We start from the raw sequence: 18,101 nt of genomic DNA, 5'->3' as shown, positions 1-18,101 counted from the left end.
TCCGCGACTTATCGGGGAGCAGTCGCAATATACATGGCAGCGTCATAGAGTTTGATCGATAAAACGACCACTGCGATGGCTCCTCCAATAAGATAGAACAACGCGCTGACATTTCTCAGTAGTGTGAATCGCCAAGCCTGAGCCCAATAAGTCAGCCGCGACTGTTGAAATTGATAACGCCACTGATCCTTCGAGAATTGCTTCACGATTGAAGGACAGAGGAACGAGTACAAACCGGACGCGATGAAAAGCAGAAAAGCTGCTGCGAGTGCCCAAAGCGACAGCGAGGGCGGCCCCATAGGCTTCAACTTCGCAAGCGCGGCTTCTATCGAAGGCGTTGAAACACCCGCTGCCTGAACAGCCAGCTTTATAGCCAGCAGATGCTGATTGTATAAAGCTAGCATGTAAATGAAGATCGGTATCGTTACCAACGCTGTTGTAGACGCAGTAAAAAAGGGAAGCCTTCCGAGCGCTCCAAGAGCTTCCCAATCTAGACGAAGGCAAATCGGCCTGATCACAAATTCAAATTGTGTATTGAAACCGTCAGCGGCCACGGTGTGAAGATGCCGAGCTTTATGGGCGTTGCGCACCTTGGCGAAAACGCCACTGTTAAAGTAAGCGCTCTCGAACTCGCAGTCGGCCCAATCTGATCCGCTGAAATCGCAGCGCTGCAGACGACTCCCGCGAAATGACGATCCGCGAAGAGTGCACCCTCGGAAGTCCACCTCTGATAGCTCGAGCCCCGAGAAATCGAAAGAAATAGTTTCATTACTTAAATCAAGGCGTGGGAGCGTCCCGGCTTTATGATGAGCTAAAAAATTCTGCCGATCTCGCAAAAGCGCCACGCTCGATGGATCTGACATTACCGTCCCCTGCCCTAAAAGTTAGGTTCTAACTATACGAGGAACGGCAGAAGTCCATTCCCAAGCTGACTTTCTAGGGGAGTTTCCAGGAAGTCGAGCTCAGGGGCGCTCGACAACAGCACCTCAGGGCGCGGATCAGAGAGATCGAGTGACGCCAAGGTCATCGAAATAAGACTGCGCCAAAGACCACTTAGTTTGCCCTCACCTCTTTGGTGTTAGGCCGTTGAAGGAAATCCAGCAGCTTCTTCTCTGCCCGCTGGCCAATGTATTGTGCCCCCGCAACCGTAAAATGCCCGCTGTCTTCATAGAGCCAGATTCCCTCCTGCATCGAAGGGCATGATTGATCGCAAAGATAATCAACTGGCCGTAGAAGCGTCACCATCTCGGGTCGTCTTTCCGTCACTCGTTGAAGCATCTCGTTGATCTTGAGGCCAGCTTCTCGCGCTACTGCAGCGTCGGCATCAGGGCACCGCGGATTTGGCGCGTACCATAGCGGCGCTGGCTGCAATCTGGTTCGATCGACGGAACAAGGAATCCGAACCTGAGCTCCAATTAGGAGGATGCGCCTCCCCGGCTTGGCCACGCTTGTGATGGTCGCGTCTAGCGCGCCTTCAAGCTGCGCAATCGACCTCTGTTCACCAGCGGGAAGATCTGGCCGGCTAAAGTCGGAGATCGTGTTCGAGTCCAGATAAATATCCCACGCGTGCCCGAGCACAACATCAACGTTGTTGCTCTTGATCCTCGTCAGGATCTCATCGCGATTTTTACGGCACTCTTCGAGCCGCGCTCCCTTGAGTAGAGTACCGACGAGTATAGGGCATCCGCCTAAGTTGGATGATTCGCCTCGCAGGTTGAGCCTCTTAAGCAACGGATCGAATGCCGCGACGTATTGATGCGAGAACGAGTCGCCCACGATCTCCATCGCAGTGGGACTGGACACATTCCCGAAAGCGCAATGTCGATAGCTCACCTCTAGACAAGGATACAGGCCAAAGCCTTGCAGCGTGGCGATTTCCGTCTGCTCGGGAGATAGGCGCCAGCGGAACCCATTGTTGGCGAACGTGAGATGAGAAATCACGACCAGACCCGCGACTAGTCCGCCGTAGCGCCATATCTGCGTTTGAGGTGCGGTTCGGCTTTGCCGGAACGGCGCCTCAACCCATCTGTAGCTCGCCCATGCGAATGCTATCATCACGCAGAGGAGCGCAATGGACAGGAATGGGGTAAGCGCACTCGGGCCGAGAATAAATCTGACAAAGAATATGATTGGCCAGTGGACCAAGTATAGCGAATAGGAGATCGCTCCGATCCACAAGAAGGGTCTGCTCGATATCGCCCGCGATGCAAATGCGCGTGATCCTGCAGCGATAACAGCTGCTGTTCCGATACAGGGCAGCAGCGTTATCAGGCTTGGCCACGCCCCCTCCCGTGCGACGTGCAATGAAACCAGAATTGCGCTTAGCCCCGCGGCTGCAAGCGCCTCTGAGGCCCAGCGGGAGATCTTTGCCCGCTCGGCGTAAATCACGGCCGCGCCAATGCAGAACTCGAAAATCCTGAACGGCATAAGGAAAAACGCAGCCTGGGGGTCAGTCCGCACGACGAGCATTGCTGCGATTAAGGAAGCAATTGCAGCGGCAAGTGTCGTCAGGCCAACAATCTTGAACCTTGCTGCGAGAACCACGGCTGCCGGCCATACGAAATAGAACTGCTCTTCCAAAGAGAGCGACCAGGTATGGAGCAATGGCAATTGTTCTGACGTTGCTGCGAAGTACTCTTTAGCTTCCCGCCAATATTGAACGTTCGCGATCGACAGCAGGGCGTGCGTGGCTTCCTTACCGAGTCCCCGGAGGAGGTCGGAGGGAAGCCAAACAAAGCCGACCAAATAGGTCGCAATCACCGTTGCAATGAGTGCCGGGAGGATTCTCCGGGCGCGGCGTAGGTAGAACTCCAGAAACGAGAAAGTGCCTCGCTGAACCTCAACCAAGATATGTTTGGAAATCAGGTAGCCGGAGATGACGAAGAAGATATCGACACCGACAAAGCCGCCGGCCAGCGGGGCGACCTTCAGATGGCAAAGCACGACAGCAACAACTGCAATGGCTCGCAAGCCAGCAATTTCAGGGCGGAACCCGCCCTCCTGCACTTCAGCAACCGCCACGACCAATCTCCCGACGCCCTTCTTATGGGAAACATCGGGAAATATCTAGCAATGATCGGGTCGTCCAAATCGCCGTGTTCCCTGTCGCCACTGCGGCTTAACGCGTTCACTCGTCTGCTCCCGGAATAGTGAGAAGCGCACAAGAGCAGACGGATCGCCGACCACGGGAGCCTCGCTAGCTCGCAGGCGAGTACGGCAGCTGCGAGCCTGGGGAGAGTTCTTTGGCAGCTGAGAACTGTCCAGAGAATTGCTCGTCGACACATACGCGATGATCTGGTCCGGCGAAATGATTGACGTCGCCGGCGACGTCGACCGTGCGACTACCGATGTTGTTTTCGAGCCGAACGGTGTGGGCATCCCGACCCTGCATCCACGAATGCCCTTGGCCCACCCAGACTCATCTCGTGTGTTCCTACAGTGATGACGGGAAGCTTGCGGCCCCTTGCTAGAACTAAGGCAGCGGCCTTTTCGGTCAGGCTCACAGAGCCTCGAACAGTAACCGTAGGCCCACCGTAGCGACCGCCGCCAGCTGGACCGCCAGCGCGGCGGCGAGTTCCGCTTCTTGCCTCTGATCGTGCGTGTCTGTCCACCATTGACCGATTCTGCTCTGCATATCTGATCCTGACAATACGCACTTGATGACCGAGTGCGCATCCGCTTCGCTACGGCATGCGCGTGCTTTTAATGGTGATAGCGGCGATGACAGCTGTAGCGCTCATTGCGACCGCAGTATTCTTGCTGTCAGTGGCCTTGCTCTAAGTTCACAAGAGCAATAGAGGCAAGCCCAGCACCAGCAGGAAAATGACGAGGACGCCAAGTCCTAGATTATCGTCGCCCTTTAAGTCTCTTGAGGCCGTCGGTTCGACCGTCGACATTTTTCAGCCTGACATAAGCCAGCCACTTATCGACGAGCCATCCAATGCCCGTCTGCTGGCGCCTGAGATATATTTGATTTTCACCCATCACCATCGGTATGGCCCTTCTACGAAGCTGCTTGAAGCGTGCGCGCTTCGAGAGCTTCCATGTATTGAGCAATGGCTCTGTTTGAGAGCAGCAGGCGGCTCCTTACTCCCTGCCGGATCATAGTTTCAACCGAGTGGAGCAGAGTGTGCGAGCAGAACTCTGCGTCCTCGATCTCGCCTGCCCGTTCCAGATAATCCCATGCAATTTGGATCGCCTCTTCCATGAGGACAGCGAGGTGAACCAGTTGGCCAGGATTACTTCTCATGCCTATTCAAACGGCACAAATTGGATTCGTTCCCCGCAAACGGGGAACACACGATTAAACAGGAGGTTACGAACATATAAATGAAAGGACAGACCATGAGCGCCGAGAAAACAAACCCGCCAAGCGATGACGACCGCGAGAAGCAGGACTGGGGTAAGCAATCACAGAGTAACAAGCCCTGGAAACAGAACGCTCAGAATACCACTGACCCGAGCCCGCCTGATACGCCAAAGCCGGACTTGGAGAAGTGGAAAGAAACTAAAACCCACTGACAATAAAAAGCCCGCCGCGCCGGAGGACTCCAATGCGACGGGCCTTTTCGAAGTCGCGTTGGGCGCGGCCTCACTGATTGCTACGCAGGACTCTGGCAAAGTTTCAAGAGATAAGTCGCCGGCCGTACGGAACGTAGCGTGCGTCAGCCCATTACTGCAGTACGAAACAACCACGAGGATATTCAAATGAAGAAATTTGTCGTCGCTGCCGCGATTGTTGGGCTTTCCGCCACTGCGTCCTTCGCTCAATCCGGCGCTAACCCGAGTGCTCCACAGCCCGGCTCAACCGGCGCAGGCGTCAATCAACCCGGTACTACTTCAACCGGGACGGCTGTTGATCGTCCTGACACCATGAAGAAGGATGGGATGTCCGGTACGAGCGGCATGAGCAACACTGGCGCGAACAACAATATGCAGCAGGGCGGCGCGTCAAAGGATGGTATGGGCCAGCAGAACAAGGGCGGCATGTCCAAGTAAGGGCTAAGAGAAGGAGATGGCGCAGAGCTCAGATAAGAAAGAACAACCACTCCCATCAAGCAGCAAATTCCCCCACTCTCCGCGCGGGCTTTTTTCGTTCAGCCTATCCGGCACTTTCTATGGTGCGGATCGGTACTTGGCGACAAAATAGTTCAAAACGAAAAGCCGAATGCTTGAGGTGAGATTCGCCTGAACTCGATCGCGGTCTTCGCTCGCTTGCCTTAATTATTGTATGTCGCTAGTAAATTGTCATCGCTCTGGACCCGGTGAAACCCCGGGTGGCTCTTCCGGCCGCCGATCCGCCGGACCACGCATGCCGGCCCGACAGTCGTCCATCGCATCCTGCGGTGCACTGTTTGGCGCCACTGCGGAAACTATCCATGAAATCCTCGTCCTTTCCCCGCTACCACTCCGAGTGGGTTGGCGGCGCCATCAGCATTCGCCGCGACGTTCTCGCCGGCATGGTCGGCACCTTTGCTTTGATCCCCGAAGTCATCGCATTCTCCTTTGTCGCCGGCGTCGATCCGGAAGTCGGACTATTTGCGTCCTTCGTTATCGGTATCGTCATCGCCTTCGCCGGGGGGCGTCCGGCGATGATCTCCGGTGCCGCAGGATCAGTGGCGCTTGTCGCCGCGGCATTGGTGGGCAGCCACGGCCTAAACTACCTGCTGGCAGCCACGCTACTCGCCGGGCTCCTGCAGATCGTGTTTGGCCTGCTCAAGCTTGACGTGTTAATGCGCTTCGTGTCGCGCTCGGTGCGCACCGGCTTCGTCAATGCGCTGGCGATCCTGATTTTCTCGGCGCAGGTGCCGCAGATGCTCGGCGTCACCTGGCACACCTATGCGATGATCGGTCTCGGCCTCGCCATCATCTATCTGGTGCCACGCCTGACCACCGCCATTCCCTCGCCGCTGATCTGCATCGTTGTGCTGACAGTGGTCGCCGTTGCCTTCCCGATGCCAATCCACAGCGTCGCCGATCTCGGCCGCCTGCCGAATGCGCTGCCCACCTTCAGCTTCCCGGGCGTACCGCTGACATGGGCAACGCTCAGCATCATCGCGCCCTATGCACTGGCGATGGCCGCGGTCGGGCTGCTGGAGTCCATGATGACCGCCAGCGTCGTCGACGACCTGACGGAGACCACCAGTTCCAAGGCCCGCGAATGCACAGGGCTGGGCCTCGCCAACATTGCTGCCGGCCTGTTCGGCGGCATCGCCGGCTGCGGCATGATCGGCCAGACCGTCGGCAATGTGCGCTATGGTGGTCGCGGCCGGCTGTCGACGCTGGTGGCCGGTGTCTTCCTGCTGATTGTCATGGTGCCACTGCGGCCGTGGGTTGCGCAGGTACCCGTCGCCGCCCTCGTGGCGATCATGATCATGGTCTCGATCAGCACCTTCTCCTGGGGCTCGATCCGAGACCTTGCCCGCCATCCAAAGGTCTCGGGCATCGTCATGTTGGCCACCGTCGCGGTGACGGTGGCGACCCACGATCTGGCGATAGGCGTGGGGGTCGGTGTGCTGCTCAGCGGCGTGTTCTTCGCCTTCAAGGTAACCCGGTTGATGGAGGTACAGATCAGCCATGACGCTACGACGGACACCCGGATCTACACTGTATCCGGCCAGATCTTCTTCGCCAGCGCCGACATCTTTGCCGATCACTTCGACCTGCGCGACACTGTCCGCACTGTCCGCATCGACCTGACCGCGGCTCACCTTTGGGACATCACCTCCGTCGCCGCGCTTGATGAAGTCGTCGGCAAGATGCGGCGGCACGGTATAGCGGTCGAGATAATCGGCCTGAACCAGGCGAGCGCCGTACTAGTGGATCGCCACGCGCCGCTGGTGCGAGACACCACTGCATCATCTGGATGAGTGCACTTTCTCGATCCTCTAGACGCTCACGGCTCTAACCCAATGCTACTGCGAGCCTGCAGGTTCTCGATGACGGCGGCAACATGATTGCCGCAATTTCGCTGAACCGGCCGATGCATTGAACACAAATGATCGTTGTGGTCTGCCCCGTGACGCCCTCACCGCCATCGGGTAAATGGGATATGGCCTCTTCCGAACTCAGTGGCTTACTTGGAATCTGCGAGTGGCAATGACGAACCCGCGAATAGCCATAGCGTGTTTAATTCTCGTGGTTCTGATGGCCGCCTTTTTCGTGGCCGATGTGCACACCTCATGCAAACAAGAGCATGGGCCGGACTACAAGTGCTATCCGGGCGGGCGCCGACTGGTTCGCTAGGTCCGGGCTTCACCACCCATCGAGACATCGACCATGTCGTTATGCATGATCGTCTGAGGCCCGCGACTGTCCCACTTGATGACGACACCGCTCCAGGTGTTCTCAGTCACGGTGCCAGCGTCGGTTCGGTCGTTCTTCCAATGAACACGATCGCCAGTTCTTAGCTTTCTCGATTCGTCGCCGGTCATCGACATAGCCTTTCAGTGAACGTCATTCCCGCTTCTTCTTGAACGGCACCACATGCCTTGGTCCCGCACGTTGCGGCAGCACTGGCTGTTTAGGCTTCGGCGGATCGTCAAGAAAGAAGCGATTCCGGTGACAGGCCGCATATCCGTAGAAATAGCCCCACCAAGTTTCAGTATCGCTGCCGTCACCCCACGGCATCGGATCTGGCTCCCCGCCGTTGGCATCCTGGGGACCGCTATCGGGATCGGTATCGCCGGGCTCGTCCACATGATGCCGCCAGACCCATGCGCGTATATTCACACTCGTCTGGCTCGGTGCAATCGTCGACGATGATGATGAGCTGAACGATATTGTCGGCAGAGAAGACCCCGACGAGATCATGGGTCTCGATTATTCGAACGAGATAGGTTGGCATGCCATCTTACCAGCCCCGGTAAGGTCTCCCGAGTGCTATCAATAGCGTGCGAGACCGCGTGGGTCACCTCAGCGTAGATGGAATAGGAACGTCAGGCCATGTTCGATTCTTATATCAGCAAACTTGGTGGCCTGCCTTTGGTCGGTGATCTTCCGGCCGGCCTAGCACTGTGCGCCCTATGGCTTTCGCCAGCGATCATCGCGCTATTGAAGGGACAGCGAGACTTTCGCTTCGCTACAATACCGGCTGCATTATTCTCTCTCATGATGGCCGCCATCGGCGCCTACAACATCTCACTCTTATGTTGGATTGCGGCCTGGGCAATTCTTGTAGCTAGCTTGGTCCATTCGAGCCGAACCAGCTAGCATCGCGGTGGCTCACGCACTCCCGAATAACGATCAGTTAGGAGCGCGCTCGATAACTTCGACGATCGCGTGAGGAAGGACCTGAGGCGTGGCCTTTGTCCAACGGATGGCCTCTGCGGGGTTTGCTGTCATCAGATCGAAGTGCCAAACCAGTGGCTCCTTGCCCGATGGCATTGGTGTGGTGACGCGAACCGTGGTCGTCTGCATTCCAGTCTCCGAATCTGTTGATACGCAGACTTTAGCGTTGCATTTGCGAATCAGGAATACATCCACGGCCCATGACGCCACGTTGGACACGCGCATTGGTGCATGAAGTTACAGTACGAGCGCCCATAGTGGCGCGATCCTGACCAATCAGGGAAAGGAGATTGCGAATGAATTTGGCTCGGGGAGGGTGACAACCGACGTCGTGCACCATTACAGAACGCATAACTAATTAGGGTCGCTGGGCAGCACGCGGATTTGCGTCACCGTCATGTCGAAATACGACGGAGTTTCAAGCGATTGCTCGAACACGAAGTTCAGAGGCTTTCCATCAAGCTGCGCCCTAAATACGCGAGTGCTTTTTGCTTTATTGGAAAGACGTTGACCTGCGTCGGTGTCCTCTTTCCAATTATAATTCATTGCGATTTCCTGCAGCGGAAGGCCCTCCCCTGAGAACGTCAGAGAGCATTGCGACCGACCAAAAATGCTTTTGAGATCAAGGCCAATTCGAGCCTTGCTCGGCTCCTCGATCAGGTACCACCCCGAGGTGCAAAACGTGTTTTCTTTGCATGCAAGGACTTCATCGCCAGTTTCCCGTTTCCAGTTGGCCTTCTTCAAGGCATCGCTGATTTGCACAGCGTCCGGAAAAGATTTTAGGCAAAACCGTGAGAAAAGGTCGAACGAACGCGCCTTCGACACTGATTGTGCATCGGCCTCAGGCATCCGCATAATTTCGAACAGGATCGCCACCGTAATAGTGAGAGCGAGTCTAGTCCTATTTTTTTGGCTGAGGAGGAGATCATGCGAACCTTCTTTTCCAGCGACGACCATGTTGTCCTGACCAAGCGGCGAGGTAACTCACGGAACGGCTGTCCTGTCGCTACGCGCTTTTAGCTACGTTAAGCATTCCAATGCTCTTGGTTGCTGCAGTCGTTGTCAATCATGCGTTCGTGTAGTCAGATCCAACAAGCTTTGCGTTCACGACCGGGGGATTGAGTCGAATCATGCCAGCGCTCTCGCCGGTCTTGGCGGTCAACGTCGCTCGTCTCGCTATTATGTGGGTCGGCTTCGGCTGGCCTGTATTAGGGTTGGCGATCGGACTTGAGAGAGGAATTGAATTGGCTTGGGTGGCCGTCGGCACTGTGTTCATGGGGGCAATCTTTGGACTGCCCGCGCTACTACTGGGCCTCGCTCTGCCAGCATACAAGCATCGAATTTTCATTGTTCCGATCGGTCTCTTTGCGATCTTCTGGGCCCTTTCGAGCCAGTCAACCACCTATCAGGGCCTCACTCTGCCTCCATTCATGTTCCTTTGGATTGTTACATTCACGGCAATCTCTCTCCTCCCCCCGCAACGCTTTAATGCTGCGTCTGCAGAACTGGAAAAGCGGCTGGCGCCGGCAGGATGTTGCCGATGACAACTAGTCGCCGTAAATCCAAATCCCTCGCCGCTGGCACCTTGATCATCGGTGTTGCTGTTATCGGCTACACTTTATTTCGCGCCCCATTGCCGTTTCCGCGTCGCTTCGTTCAAACCTGCGACACTGCCATTGCTGACCGGTTAAAGGACTCAGTAAGTTATGAGCGAACCGGCGTGCAAGGTTCTGTAAGAGCACTCAGCCATGAAGAGTTTTTTGCCGATCCGCGTCGGGCCGTCGCTCCCGAGCATCGCAGGGGACTCATTGGATCAAATCAGCCCGTCCGGTATGAAGCACTGATCACATACCAGGCTTTGGATGCCGTGGGTGCTGTCATTCAAGAGCAGGCTAGCTGCACCGTTCAACTCGCTAAGCGGGGGTGATGCGCCGAACAAGACAAGCGGTGTGCAAATCGATGGTGAGTATAATCTTGACTGGGTCAAGCGGCGGCATCCCGACTCTAGGGAGATGTTCTTTCGCATACTCAAAAATTCGTAGCGTGGAGCGGCCTGGCCTCCGCCCCTGACCAATCGACGACCGCCCTTGATTTTGATTACATTTAGAGGAAACGGACCGGCTCTAGGTTCAGAGTGCACAAGGGGGACATCGGTGCGGCGGGTGATCTATTTTGTATTCATCAGCGTTTTGATTGTCGCGGCGACGATCTGGATCGTCCTGATAGGAATAGCCCAATCGCATTGCCCCCTCTACTCCAATCGGTGCAGCGGTCCCGATCTGGATATCTGGATGCTTCCATTCTTCACTGCCCCCGTGGGGGGCATAGCTGTACTTTGTTTGATTGTCGTCGGTCTGGCACGTCTAGCCGGAGTAACGAGCAGACCTCGCATCTCCCGACCAAACGACGACCGCCCCAATGAGAGCTCATGACCAGGGTGCAGAGTTTAAGATGCCTACTATCATCGGAGCGCTTATTTTCTTGGTACCAATCGCCCTTCTAGCGGGCTACGGGTCGAAGCTAGCAGCGTCACGCTTATCTGCGGGTTGGGTTTGGCTAAAGATCGCGGTCGAAACGGTTATGCTCGCCGGTTGCTTGTTTGGCTTCATCGCAGCGTTGCAATTCTATCCAGACGAAATGGGTTTATCATTGATACTGATAGCGCTCGCGGGACTCGGGGTTCTTGCGTGCGGCAGCGCAATTGTGGGCAACCTCGTGGGAATGCAGCCGCGCCCCTGACCAAAGAGCGAGACCTTCCTGACCGATTGCAATTTCGGAAAAGCCGGAGATGTCGATGAGTATTTTTAGGAGAGTTGCATTGCTGATCGCGGCAGCGCTTCTTTTCGCTATTCTCGACGTGATCTTTGCGATCATCTGTATGTTTATCCACTCGAAGCTTTGGCTGGGGCGGATCGATATCGAAGCCTACCACACGGCCGCAGTCCTGGTTTGGCCAATGCTGCTAGGGGGATTAGTGTCCTGCGCAGGACTCTACTGGGTGTGGAGGAGGTCAGGCGAAGATAGAGCCGGCCCGCTCCAGCAGCGCCATACAGATCTGCGATGATAAGCGAAGAAGGAAAGGGCTTGAAACCGTACAGTTCTTAGCTGGCTTGATCACTCAACAGGTCAACTCAGCCTTATTCAAGGATAAGGACCTATCCCTCGGAGTAGTAATTCCGGCTCCTTATATTCGCGAAACTTTGGATCTTTTGCCGTCTGAATCTCCCCACCAGTGACGCCCTCCCCGCCATCGGGCAGAATGGCGGGCATGAAAGCAGATCAACGTGTGGCGGTGTTTTGTTTGGTCGTGCTCGCCGTTCTTATCGCGGGCATCATGGTGGAGAAGTTCTGGGACTGCCGCCTTACAAAAGGGCTGTCGGAATCGGCCTGCTTGTTTACGCCCGCTCCGTACACCGTGCCCTAGAAGCCGTCCCACTGAGGCGGTCTTATCGGAGAACGCAATGCCAAATTGGGTAGGACCGCTTCTCGCCCTGATAACCCTCATCGGGTTTATTGGTTTTGCGTTTCGGCAAGGCACAAAGGTGTCACCAGATCGGAATAATACAGATACCGGTCCAAGCCAAAATGATTATCCCCCAGGCCCTTTTTGAATGAGGCCGCTGACGATTTCAAACTGGGCCACTAGGGGTCGAAACAGGCCAGTACCCTGCTTCTTCCATCGCGACGCGGCGGCCCTTTTGGCAGTCTCCCCTTCTTCGCAGTCATGCTAGCCGGACGTCTTTGCCGTCCTTGCTGTCAAGCGCCAGCGCTGCCGGATCTTTCCCATCATCCGGCGATCGGCTTCGCTCGCAAAATCTCCAACCGCCGCTCAGCTTCATCGGCTTGTGCGGTCGTCTGAGCGTCACGTAGCAGATGAGATATTTTCCATCCCTCGATGTTTCCATGCCTACTGGTCGATGATCGCCGTAGATCACCGGCAACGCCGCTGAGCCTAATCTTTCGGTTTATGTCGATTGGATTTGAGGCGTTCATTGTTGGCCGCTCCGATGTCGGCTTACAACAACCGCCTAAACGCCCGAAGGTTGCATAACGCGATTTTGCTCTACTAAAACTAGTGACCTCCGCGCCAGCGACGGTTTCCCAGGCCTTAAATTCAACCTCAGCGGACTCGACTTTTGTTCTTCCTATGTTCTAATCGAGGCCATGAGTGATAGACCTGCGAGCTGGCGCATGCCGACGCCCAAACAGATGGAGAAGCTGGCATCTAAGCCGAGCCGGCCGCCCGAGCCGCCTATTCCGGCGCCCGGCCCTGCTGACGATTTGCCGGAGGCGTATTGGGATTCCATCGTCCGGGATCCGCGCGGCCAGATCCGCACCGGCGTTCCCATCCAACAGCGCCGCCTCTCGGAAATTCCCCGGCACGTCCTGCGAGTGTCCTGCCGCCGCTGTGATCGGATCGTGGAGATCCAGACCGTCGATGCGGTGCGCGTCTATGGCGCCCACGCGCTCTGGAAAAACGTCGGGATGAAACTGCTCGACAACGGCTGCCAGGAACGCACAGGGCGCCTTGAGGAGGACGGCTGCTGGCCGTCATTTGAGACGACCTAGCGCTTTTTGATTTTCATTTTTTGACCGTCACGCTTGGACGCCCACATGGCTCCGAAATATCACCCCACGCCCCTATCCGGCGGCGACCGCAAGGCTCTGAACAAAGAGCTGACGAAGGCGCGCGGCGTGACGCTGATGCTTGCACGTCAATCGGAGGAGTTGCGCGCCAAGGGTGAGGCGCTGATCCGCGAAGCTGACAGGCTGTCCTGCGAAAGCTGGAACGAGCGCATGTGGGCGGACGGCGAGCCGATCGACCCGTCACCGACCGTCGACCAGGCGCTGAACGGCGGCTTCCCCTGGCTCGAAATTGAATGCTCAAGATGTCGGATCAAACGCGACGTCAGCCTGGCTGAACTTCCGCATGTCGGCACGACGTGCATCCACGATCTGGCCAGCCGCCTCCGCTGCGAGCGATGCGCGAAAAGCGGCAAGCGCCCGCTGGCGACATTGCTCCAACTGGCGCCCAACCGACGGCACGCCACGGAGGCGCCGTGATGCCGGAGCTGACACGGCGGCGCACCGATGATCATTTTGAGACCTGGCAGATCTGGTACGGCGACGTGCAGGTCGGCACCATCGCTCAGCAAGACTGGGATCCGAACCCGGAGAGGTCAGGTATCTGGAAATGGTCTTGCGGCTTTTACCCGCTCCATCGAGATCGATGTTTCAGGGGCGACGCGCCGACCTTCGAAACAGCCCGCGCAGGCTTTGATGCCGCATGGAAGGTATTTCTGCCGCAACGCACCGAGGCGGAATTCGAGGCTTCGCGCCGCCAGACACAGTGGACTGCCAATAAATACGCGCTATGGGATGCTGGTTATCGCAACAAGCTAGGCAGAGGCCCGATCCAGTGCTCCTGTGGTGCAACGTTTCATCCGGGTATCCATGAAGAAACGATGGCTCATATTGAACACATCACTGGACGACCTGCTGGGACCTGAAACCGGGATGCTTTAGCCTAGCTTCTCGCTTGTGACACTGATCACATATAGCGGGCGGCGTTGTTCATCGAGCACCTCCAATTTCCAAGACTGCCCGGGCGCCAGGTCGCCGTCTACGTCTTTGAATAGCTCGCCAGCAACTAGAGTGGCCTCGTGCCAAGCCGCTTGATCATTATCGAGCTGCTCACCTTCGTCGAACTCAGGAACGCCCTGCCCTTGTACGTCGAAGTAGTATTTCGGCATCCCGCCCTCCTCTTTCCTAGCACGTCAGCCTACAGGGGCCGCGGGTTTCCGTCTGTCCGCGATCCGACATGTTTTTGCTTTTGTCCGTGATGGCCGCGCGCAAATTGATGTCGTCACAGCAAGCTATTTTACTGCAGAAGATGATTGTTACGTTGGCGTGGACAGATATATGCTGAACCTCGGCAAAACGTGCTACACTACGCATGGACCTGGCGACCAAGAACAACTATTGGTTGCTGCCGTCTTTAAGAGCAGAATGATGGCCGATTATCGTGCCTATATCGTTGGCAAAGACGGTCATTTCGAAAGCTTCGAAGTCGTCCAGGCTGATTCCGACGAACAAGCCTTGAAGGTTGCAGAGAAGCTCGTCGATGGTCACGACGTCGAACTCTGGCACCTGGCCCGCAAGGTCGCAGTGCTCAAGTACAAATCCTAGTTCTGCGTCGAACAAAATACCTCTTCCGCCGTAAGTGGGACGTCGGATGGAGATGTGGCGTGCCGGACGATCGCGACAAAGAGGAACTATATCGGCGGCTGGCGCAAGCGCGTAGGCTGATCGCCGAGCCGCTTGACCCGCTTACGGTGGAACGATTAGAGGCTTTGGCACTAGAGCTCGAAAAGCAACTCGCTGTTGTCGAACTGAACGACACTGATGCGCCGGGGACCGGTTGACCTAGACCAAGCGGTGACATCCCGGCACTATTATCCCATGTGCAACCTATATTCGATGACGAAGAACCAGGCGGCCATCCGCGACCTGTTCAAAGTCGATCGCGACATCACGGGAAACCTGCCGCCGATGCCCGGCATCTTTCCTGACAAGATGGCGCCGATCGTGCGCAACAGCGCCGACGGCCGGGAACTGGCGATGTTGCGCTGGGGCATGCCATCGTCGAGTGCTGCGCTGTTCAAAAAGGCGAAGACCCGCGCCGGCAAACTAGAGGCCAAGGGCCAACCGGTCGATTTCAAGGAGTTGCTGCGCAAAGAGCCCGACAAGGGCACGACCAACATTCGAAGACTAAACAGCAAGCACTGGACGCGATGGCTGGGGCTTGAACATCGCTGTATTGTGCCACTCACGTCCTTTAGCGAATTCGACAAGGCCACCGGCCTCGACATTTGGTTCGCTTTGGACGAAAGCCGCCCCCTCGCCTGCTTCGCTGGCCTCTGGACCAACTGGACCTCAGTACGAAAGATCAAGGAAGGCGAGTCGACCAACGATCTGTTTGGCTTCCTCACGACAGACGCCAATGCAGAGGTCTATGCGGTCCATCCCAAGGCGATGCCGGTGATCCTGACCACACCGGAAGAGGTCGACGTCTGGATGAATGCGCCATGGGAGGAAGCGAAAGCATTGCAGCGCCCATTGCCTGACGGAGCGCTCGACATCGTCGCCCGCGGGATCAAGAAAGACGAAGCCCCGAGCCCCCATCAATACGTCGAGCCACGGTCCTAAGCCATCGCCGCGAAAGCCCCCGAAAAGTTGATTGGGCGCGCCGAGCTTCGTTCTGGCAGAGGATGCCTGCAGCTTTGAATGGCCGGTGGAACTTTCTAATGCGCCATCTATTGTAGCGCGACCGTCAATTGCGACAGTCGCGCGGGGGACGCAGCGGTGGAAGACCTTCTAGTAATATTGCTTGTTGAAGACGAAGAATTGATCCGCAACATAGTCGAGGACACGTTGGACGATGGCGGATTCAAAGTCGTTCTCGCCGAGTCCGGCGAAGAAGCGGTCAAGCTACTCGATGCCTCTGACCCAAAATACCGCGCGCTCGTCACCGATATAAAACTGGGTCACGGCACCCTGACGGGCTGGGACGTGGCCAGGCACGCAAGATCGATCGATCCTGAATTGGCGGTCGTGTACATGACCGGCGATAGCGCAGCGGAATGGGCCTCCCAAGGGGTGCCGAACAGCGTATTGTTGACCAAGCCCTTTGCGCCCGCACAATTGATAACAGCGGTGGCACAGCTTCTCAACGTTGGCGGCCAGACTCCTGCTTAATGGCCTAGCCTGAGAGATTTTCATGACCTATGACGACCAGATTGAAGCAGCCATCGCAGACCAAGACATCGACAGGTTGATAAAATTCGCATACGGCGATACCTGCAGATGCACGACCCTCAGAGGCGAACCAGTGTGCGTCTGCAAGATGTTCGCGGCAGCCTTGCGCTCAAAGGTTATTCCGCGTTCACTTTTCGAAAACAGGATTGAGCGAGTTGCCTCGCCCTGAACGAGCTACTTTCTCTTGATAGCAGGCATTTCGGGAATATTATGTAACGCAGGAAAGCTAACCGTCATGTGCTGGCCATGCCGAGGACTCGAACCCCACCCTGTCAGAATTGCGGAGCCGCCTCTCAGTGGATTAGGTGCTCGCTCCCCGAAAATGGCTTCGTCGTGCATTCTTACGAGTGCCCAAAGTGCAGCTTCATCCAAACCGCTGTTGAGCCAGACCCTGTGCTCCAAGCTGCGGGTTGGTTGAAGGGCGAGCTGCGACCTCCAGAGAAATTGCCGTGACCAGGCGCCTGCTCGCAAAGCCGTGGGATGCTGAAGAGGTCGCCAGGCTGAAAGCGCTGGTCGACAACGGGGCAACTGCTTTGCGAGCCGCGGCGGCGCTTGGCCGGCCCCTTACATCAGTGCAAAGAAAGGCGAATGATCTCGGCATTCCGCTGCCAAGCGTTCGCAAACTAAGGGCTCATCTGCGCGAAAAGGGCGCGATCGAAGCCCCGCGACGCCACTAGGGATCAGATCGTCATCCGCGCGAATGTTCTTTATGAACCGGCCGAGGGCGCGACATCGTCGCCCGCGGCACCAAGAAAGACGAAGCGCCTATCCTATGAACTATGACGACGAACTTCGCATGCGTCCTACCCGCCTCAATGGCGATGTCGCTAGCGCCAATGACTACGTAGTGATCTGGCGAGACATCACCGTCGGCCGCATCCTCCAGCAGCCCGGCACGCCGGTAGGCAAGCCCAACTGGTTCTGGGGCGTCAATCTGCCCGGCCAGCCGCAGCCCGCCGCACACCGCGGCATCTGTAGCGACATCGAGGAATGCAAACGACGTTTCAAGGTAGTCTGGTCCGGCGTGCGCGCGGGGCTGTCCGATGACGCAATCCACGCCGCGCGGCGGGCTGAGGAGCGAGCCGGCGACCGGCCGAAATGGCCCGGAACGAATCGATCCTGATTCGCTTGAATCCGCCGTCAGTTGCGTCGGAGTTCCAGTATGCGTCAGTCCCGTTGGACACCATCTATTGTGCCGAATATCGGCGATCAGAACGTCTATCTCGTTCTGGACTGCTTCGAGAGATCGGGATGCGCGTGGCGCGAGGCCGACGCTGGCGAAACCGACCTAGAGGCTGTCATCCGCGATTTGATGTCCGGACAGTACAACGATCCTCAGCGGGTCATCGCCTTCAACACCTTCGAGCATTGGGCGGACGACGTGTCGGAAGATGTAGCCCAAGAGATCAGGCGCCGAGCCGATCTGCGACATGAAGACCTGTCTTCCTCAATCGAAGATTTCGTAGTCCGCCACGCTGGCCGAGAGCGCCAGCTAAACCTGAGGTTGGCATGATGTCCTGGTCGACACCGTTCCCCGGCCCGATTGTCCTGCCAGATGGCGCCGAGATCGTCACGCTTCGAGAGGCTGGTGCGTACATCACCAACCTTCCAAAATCTCAGCACGACAGTGCGCCGTGGCAGATTGCAATGCATGTTCTGATCCAGGCAGCGGATCATGGCGGGCCGATCGAGTTCGCGCGCCTTGGTATGATGCAGGCGCTCTACCCCAAAGGCACGCCCGTCTATCACTCGGTCGACAAAGAGCCGAAGTGGCGCAACCGCACCAAGCTTGCGAGAGATCGATGAACCTGTCCGACCAAGAGTTAACTCTCTACGCCCTACGAGAGGCTCAGCTTATTCTTGCGGACGGTGATCAGGACACTTCACTTAATCCGGAGAAGACCATCCAAGAACTAAAAGCTCTGCTGACCCGCACTGACCTTGTCGAGGCGGTCGATCGACTCGGGGCCACTTTCGGGCTGCGGCTGTCATAG

25 protein-coding genes and 1 other annotated feature are annotated in these 18,101 nt (G+C 56.8%); of the genes, 18 read left to right on the top strand and 7 right to left on the bottom strand.

Annotated features, from left to right (window positions below):
• Positions 1-8: 8 nt before the first annotated feature.
• Both AB8A23_RS11075 and AB8A23_RS11070 read right to left on the bottom strand, forming a co-directional pair.
• Positions 9-863 carry a pentapeptide repeat-containing protein gene (locus tag AB8A23_RS11075; RefSeq protein WP_439059754.1) on the bottom strand — a complete coding sequence of 285 codons (855 nt, stop codon included), beginning with the start codon at positions 861-863 and terminating at the stop codon, positions 9-11.
• Between the two features lie 190 nt (positions 864-1,053).
• Entirely contained in the window at positions 1,054-3,021 is a 1,968-nt protein-coding gene (locus AB8A23_RS11070) for an acyltransferase family protein (RefSeq protein WP_439059755.1), read from the bottom strand.
• A gap of 1,323 nt (positions 3,022-4,344) precedes the next feature.
• Between AB8A23_RS11070 and AB8A23_RS11065 the strand changes: the two genes are divergently transcribed.
• The 3 genes from AB8A23_RS11065 (at position 4,345) to AB8A23_RS11055 (ending at position 6,869) form a co-directional block, all read left to right on the top strand.
• On the top strand, positions 4,345-4,521 hold the full coding sequence (locus tag AB8A23_RS11065; RefSeq protein WP_439059756.1) for a hypothetical protein: 177 nt from the start codon (positions 4,345-4,347) through the stop codon (positions 4,519-4,521).
• Between the two features lie 186 nt (positions 4,522-4,707).
• The gene (locus AB8A23_RS11060; protein WP_439059757.1) at positions 4,708-4,998 is read left to right on the top strand and encodes a hypothetical protein; all 291 of its coding nucleotides are present in this window, start codon (positions 4,708-4,710) and stop codon (positions 4,996-4,998) included.
• Positions 4,999-5,254: 256 nt separating this feature from the next.
• Positions 5,255-5,310, top strand: a sequence feature (sul1 is cis-regulatory element that is thought to sense ions involved in sulfur or methionine metabolism; They are found in Alphaproteobacteria).
• A 68-nt stretch (positions 5,311-5,378) separates the two neighbouring features.
• Positions 5,379-6,869, top strand: coding sequence for a SulP family inorganic anion transporter (locus AB8A23_RS11055; RefSeq protein ID WP_439059758.1), 1,491 nt, complete (start codon positions 5,379-5,381; stop codon positions 6,867-6,869).
• Positions 6,870-7,455: 586 nt separating this feature from the next.
• Here the strand turns inward: AB8A23_RS11055 and AB8A23_RS11050 are convergent.
• From AB8A23_RS11050 to AB8A23_RS11040, 3 genes are all read right to left on the bottom strand, one after another.
• The gene (locus tag AB8A23_RS11050; protein WP_439059759.1) at positions 7,456-7,812 is read right to left on the bottom strand and encodes a hypothetical protein; all 357 of its coding nucleotides are present in this window, start codon (positions 7,810-7,812) and stop codon (positions 7,456-7,458) included.
• A 432-nt stretch (positions 7,813-8,244) separates the two neighbouring features.
• Positions 8,245-8,418, bottom strand: coding sequence for a hypothetical protein (locus tag AB8A23_RS11045; RefSeq protein ID WP_439059760.1), 174 nt, complete (start codon positions 8,416-8,418; stop codon positions 8,245-8,247).
• Positions 8,419-8,643: 225 nt separating this feature from the next.
• Complete coding sequence (locus tag AB8A23_RS11040) at positions 8,644-9,246, bottom strand: hypothetical protein (RefSeq protein ID WP_439059761.1); 603 nt, start codon at positions 9,244-9,246, stop codon at positions 8,644-8,646.
• Between the two features lie 173 nt (positions 9,247-9,419).
• Here AB8A23_RS11040 and AB8A23_RS11035 point away from each other — a divergent pair, with 173 nt between their 5' ends.
• Both AB8A23_RS11035 and AB8A23_RS11030 read left to right on the top strand, forming a co-directional pair.
• On the top strand, positions 9,420-9,833 hold the full coding sequence (locus AB8A23_RS11035; protein WP_439059762.1) for a hypothetical protein: 414 nt from the start codon (positions 9,420-9,422) through the stop codon (positions 9,831-9,833).
• Positions 9,830-10,216 carry a hypothetical protein gene (locus tag AB8A23_RS11030; RefSeq protein WP_439059763.1) on the top strand — a complete coding sequence of 129 codons (387 nt, stop codon included), beginning with the start codon at positions 9,830-9,832 and terminating at the stop codon, positions 10,214-10,216. Before AB8A23_RS11035 ends, AB8A23_RS11030 begins: the two co-directional genes overlap by 4 nt.
• 719 nt (positions 10,217-10,935) lie before the next feature.
• On the opposite strand, the gene AB8A23_RS11025 is transcribed toward AB8A23_RS11030, so the two are convergent.
• Entirely contained in the window at positions 10,936-11,163 is a 228-nt protein-coding gene (locus AB8A23_RS11025; protein WP_439059764.1) for a hypothetical protein, read from the bottom strand.
• Between the two features lie 394 nt (positions 11,164-11,557).
• Between AB8A23_RS11025 and AB8A23_RS11020 the strand changes: the two genes are divergently transcribed.
• From AB8A23_RS11020 to AB8A23_RS11005, 4 genes are all read left to right on the top strand, one after another.
• The gene (locus AB8A23_RS11020) at positions 11,558-11,713 is read left to right on the top strand and encodes a hypothetical protein (protein ID WP_439059765.1); all 156 of its coding nucleotides are present in this window, start codon (positions 11,558-11,560) and stop codon (positions 11,711-11,713) included.
• A 767-nt stretch (positions 11,714-12,480) separates the two neighbouring features.
• Positions 12,481-12,858, top strand: coding sequence for a hypothetical protein (locus AB8A23_RS11015; RefSeq protein WP_439059766.1), 378 nt, complete (start codon positions 12,481-12,483; stop codon positions 12,856-12,858).
• 45 nt (positions 12,859-12,903) lie between these two features.
• On the top strand, positions 12,904-13,353 hold the full coding sequence (locus AB8A23_RS11010; RefSeq protein ID WP_439059767.1) for a hypothetical protein: 450 nt from the start codon (positions 12,904-12,906) through the stop codon (positions 13,351-13,353).
• Positions 13,353-13,799: a hypothetical protein gene (locus tag AB8A23_RS11005; protein ID WP_439059768.1), complete on the top strand. Its 447-nt coding sequence runs from the start codon at positions 13,353-13,355 to the stop codon at positions 13,797-13,799. Before AB8A23_RS11010 ends, AB8A23_RS11005 begins: the two co-directional genes overlap by 1 nt.
• A 12-nt stretch (positions 13,800-13,811) precedes the next feature.
• Here AB8A23_RS11005 and AB8A23_RS11000 read toward each other — a convergent pair whose 3' ends face one another.
• Positions 13,812-14,042, bottom strand: a complete 231-nt coding sequence (locus AB8A23_RS11000; RefSeq protein WP_439059769.1) for a DUF6894 family protein — start codon at positions 14,040-14,042, stop codon at positions 13,812-13,814.
• A 259-nt stretch (positions 14,043-14,301) separates the two neighbouring features.
• On the opposite strand from AB8A23_RS11000, the gene AB8A23_RS10995 reads away from it, so the two are divergent.
• The 9 genes from AB8A23_RS10995 to AB8A23_RS10955 all read left to right on the top strand — a co-directional run bounded on the left by AB8A23_RS10995 (position 14,302) and on the right by AB8A23_RS10955 (position 18,101).
• Complete coding sequence (locus AB8A23_RS10995) at positions 14,302-14,478, top strand: hypothetical protein (protein WP_439059770.1); 177 nt, start codon at positions 14,302-14,304, stop codon at positions 14,476-14,478.
• Between the two features lie 59 nt (positions 14,479-14,537).
• Positions 14,538-14,714, top strand: coding sequence for a hypothetical protein (locus tag AB8A23_RS10990; protein ID WP_439059771.1), 177 nt, complete (start codon positions 14,538-14,540; stop codon positions 14,712-14,714).
• Between the two features lie 37 nt (positions 14,715-14,751).
• On the top strand, positions 14,752-15,498 hold the full coding sequence (locus AB8A23_RS10985) for an SOS response-associated peptidase (protein WP_439060538.1): 747 nt from the start codon (positions 14,752-14,754) through the stop codon (positions 15,496-15,498).
• Between the two features lie 156 nt (positions 15,499-15,654).
• The gene (locus AB8A23_RS10980; RefSeq protein ID WP_439059772.1) at positions 15,655-16,047 is read left to right on the top strand and encodes a response regulator; all 393 of its coding nucleotides are present in this window, start codon (positions 15,655-15,657) and stop codon (positions 16,045-16,047) included.
• A gap of 22 nt (positions 16,048-16,069) precedes the next feature.
• A complete protein-coding gene (locus tag AB8A23_RS10975; RefSeq protein WP_439059773.1) occupies positions 16,070-16,276 on the top strand; it encodes a hypothetical protein in 207 nt (68 codons plus the stop codon).
• A 627-nt stretch (positions 16,277-16,903) separates the two neighbouring features.
• A complete protein-coding gene (locus tag AB8A23_RS10970) occupies positions 16,904-17,230 on the top strand; it encodes a hypothetical protein (RefSeq protein WP_439059774.1) in 327 nt (108 codons plus the stop codon).
• Positions 17,231-17,269: 39 nt separating this feature from the next.
• Positions 17,270-17,620: a hypothetical protein gene (locus tag AB8A23_RS10965; RefSeq protein ID WP_439059775.1), complete on the top strand. Its 351-nt coding sequence runs from the start codon at positions 17,270-17,272 to the stop codon at positions 17,618-17,620.
• Entirely contained in the window at positions 17,617-17,913 is a 297-nt protein-coding gene (locus AB8A23_RS10960; protein ID WP_439059776.1) for a hypothetical protein, read from the top strand. The genes AB8A23_RS10965 and AB8A23_RS10960 overlap by 4 nt, the downstream gene beginning before the upstream one ends.
• Entirely contained in the window at positions 17,910-18,101 is a 192-nt protein-coding gene (locus AB8A23_RS10955) for a hypothetical protein (protein WP_439059777.1), read from the top strand. Before AB8A23_RS10960 ends, AB8A23_RS10955 begins: the two co-directional genes overlap by 4 nt.

The sequence above is a fragment of the Tardiphaga sp. 619_E2_N8_4 genome, assembly GCF_051810905.1.
Classification (GTDB): Bacteria; Pseudomonadota; Alphaproteobacteria; order Rhizobiales; family Xanthobacteraceae; genus Tardiphaga; species Tardiphaga robiniae.
Note: the sequence above shows the minus strand (reverse complement) of the source record. Positions and strands in the feature narration are given on the sequence as shown.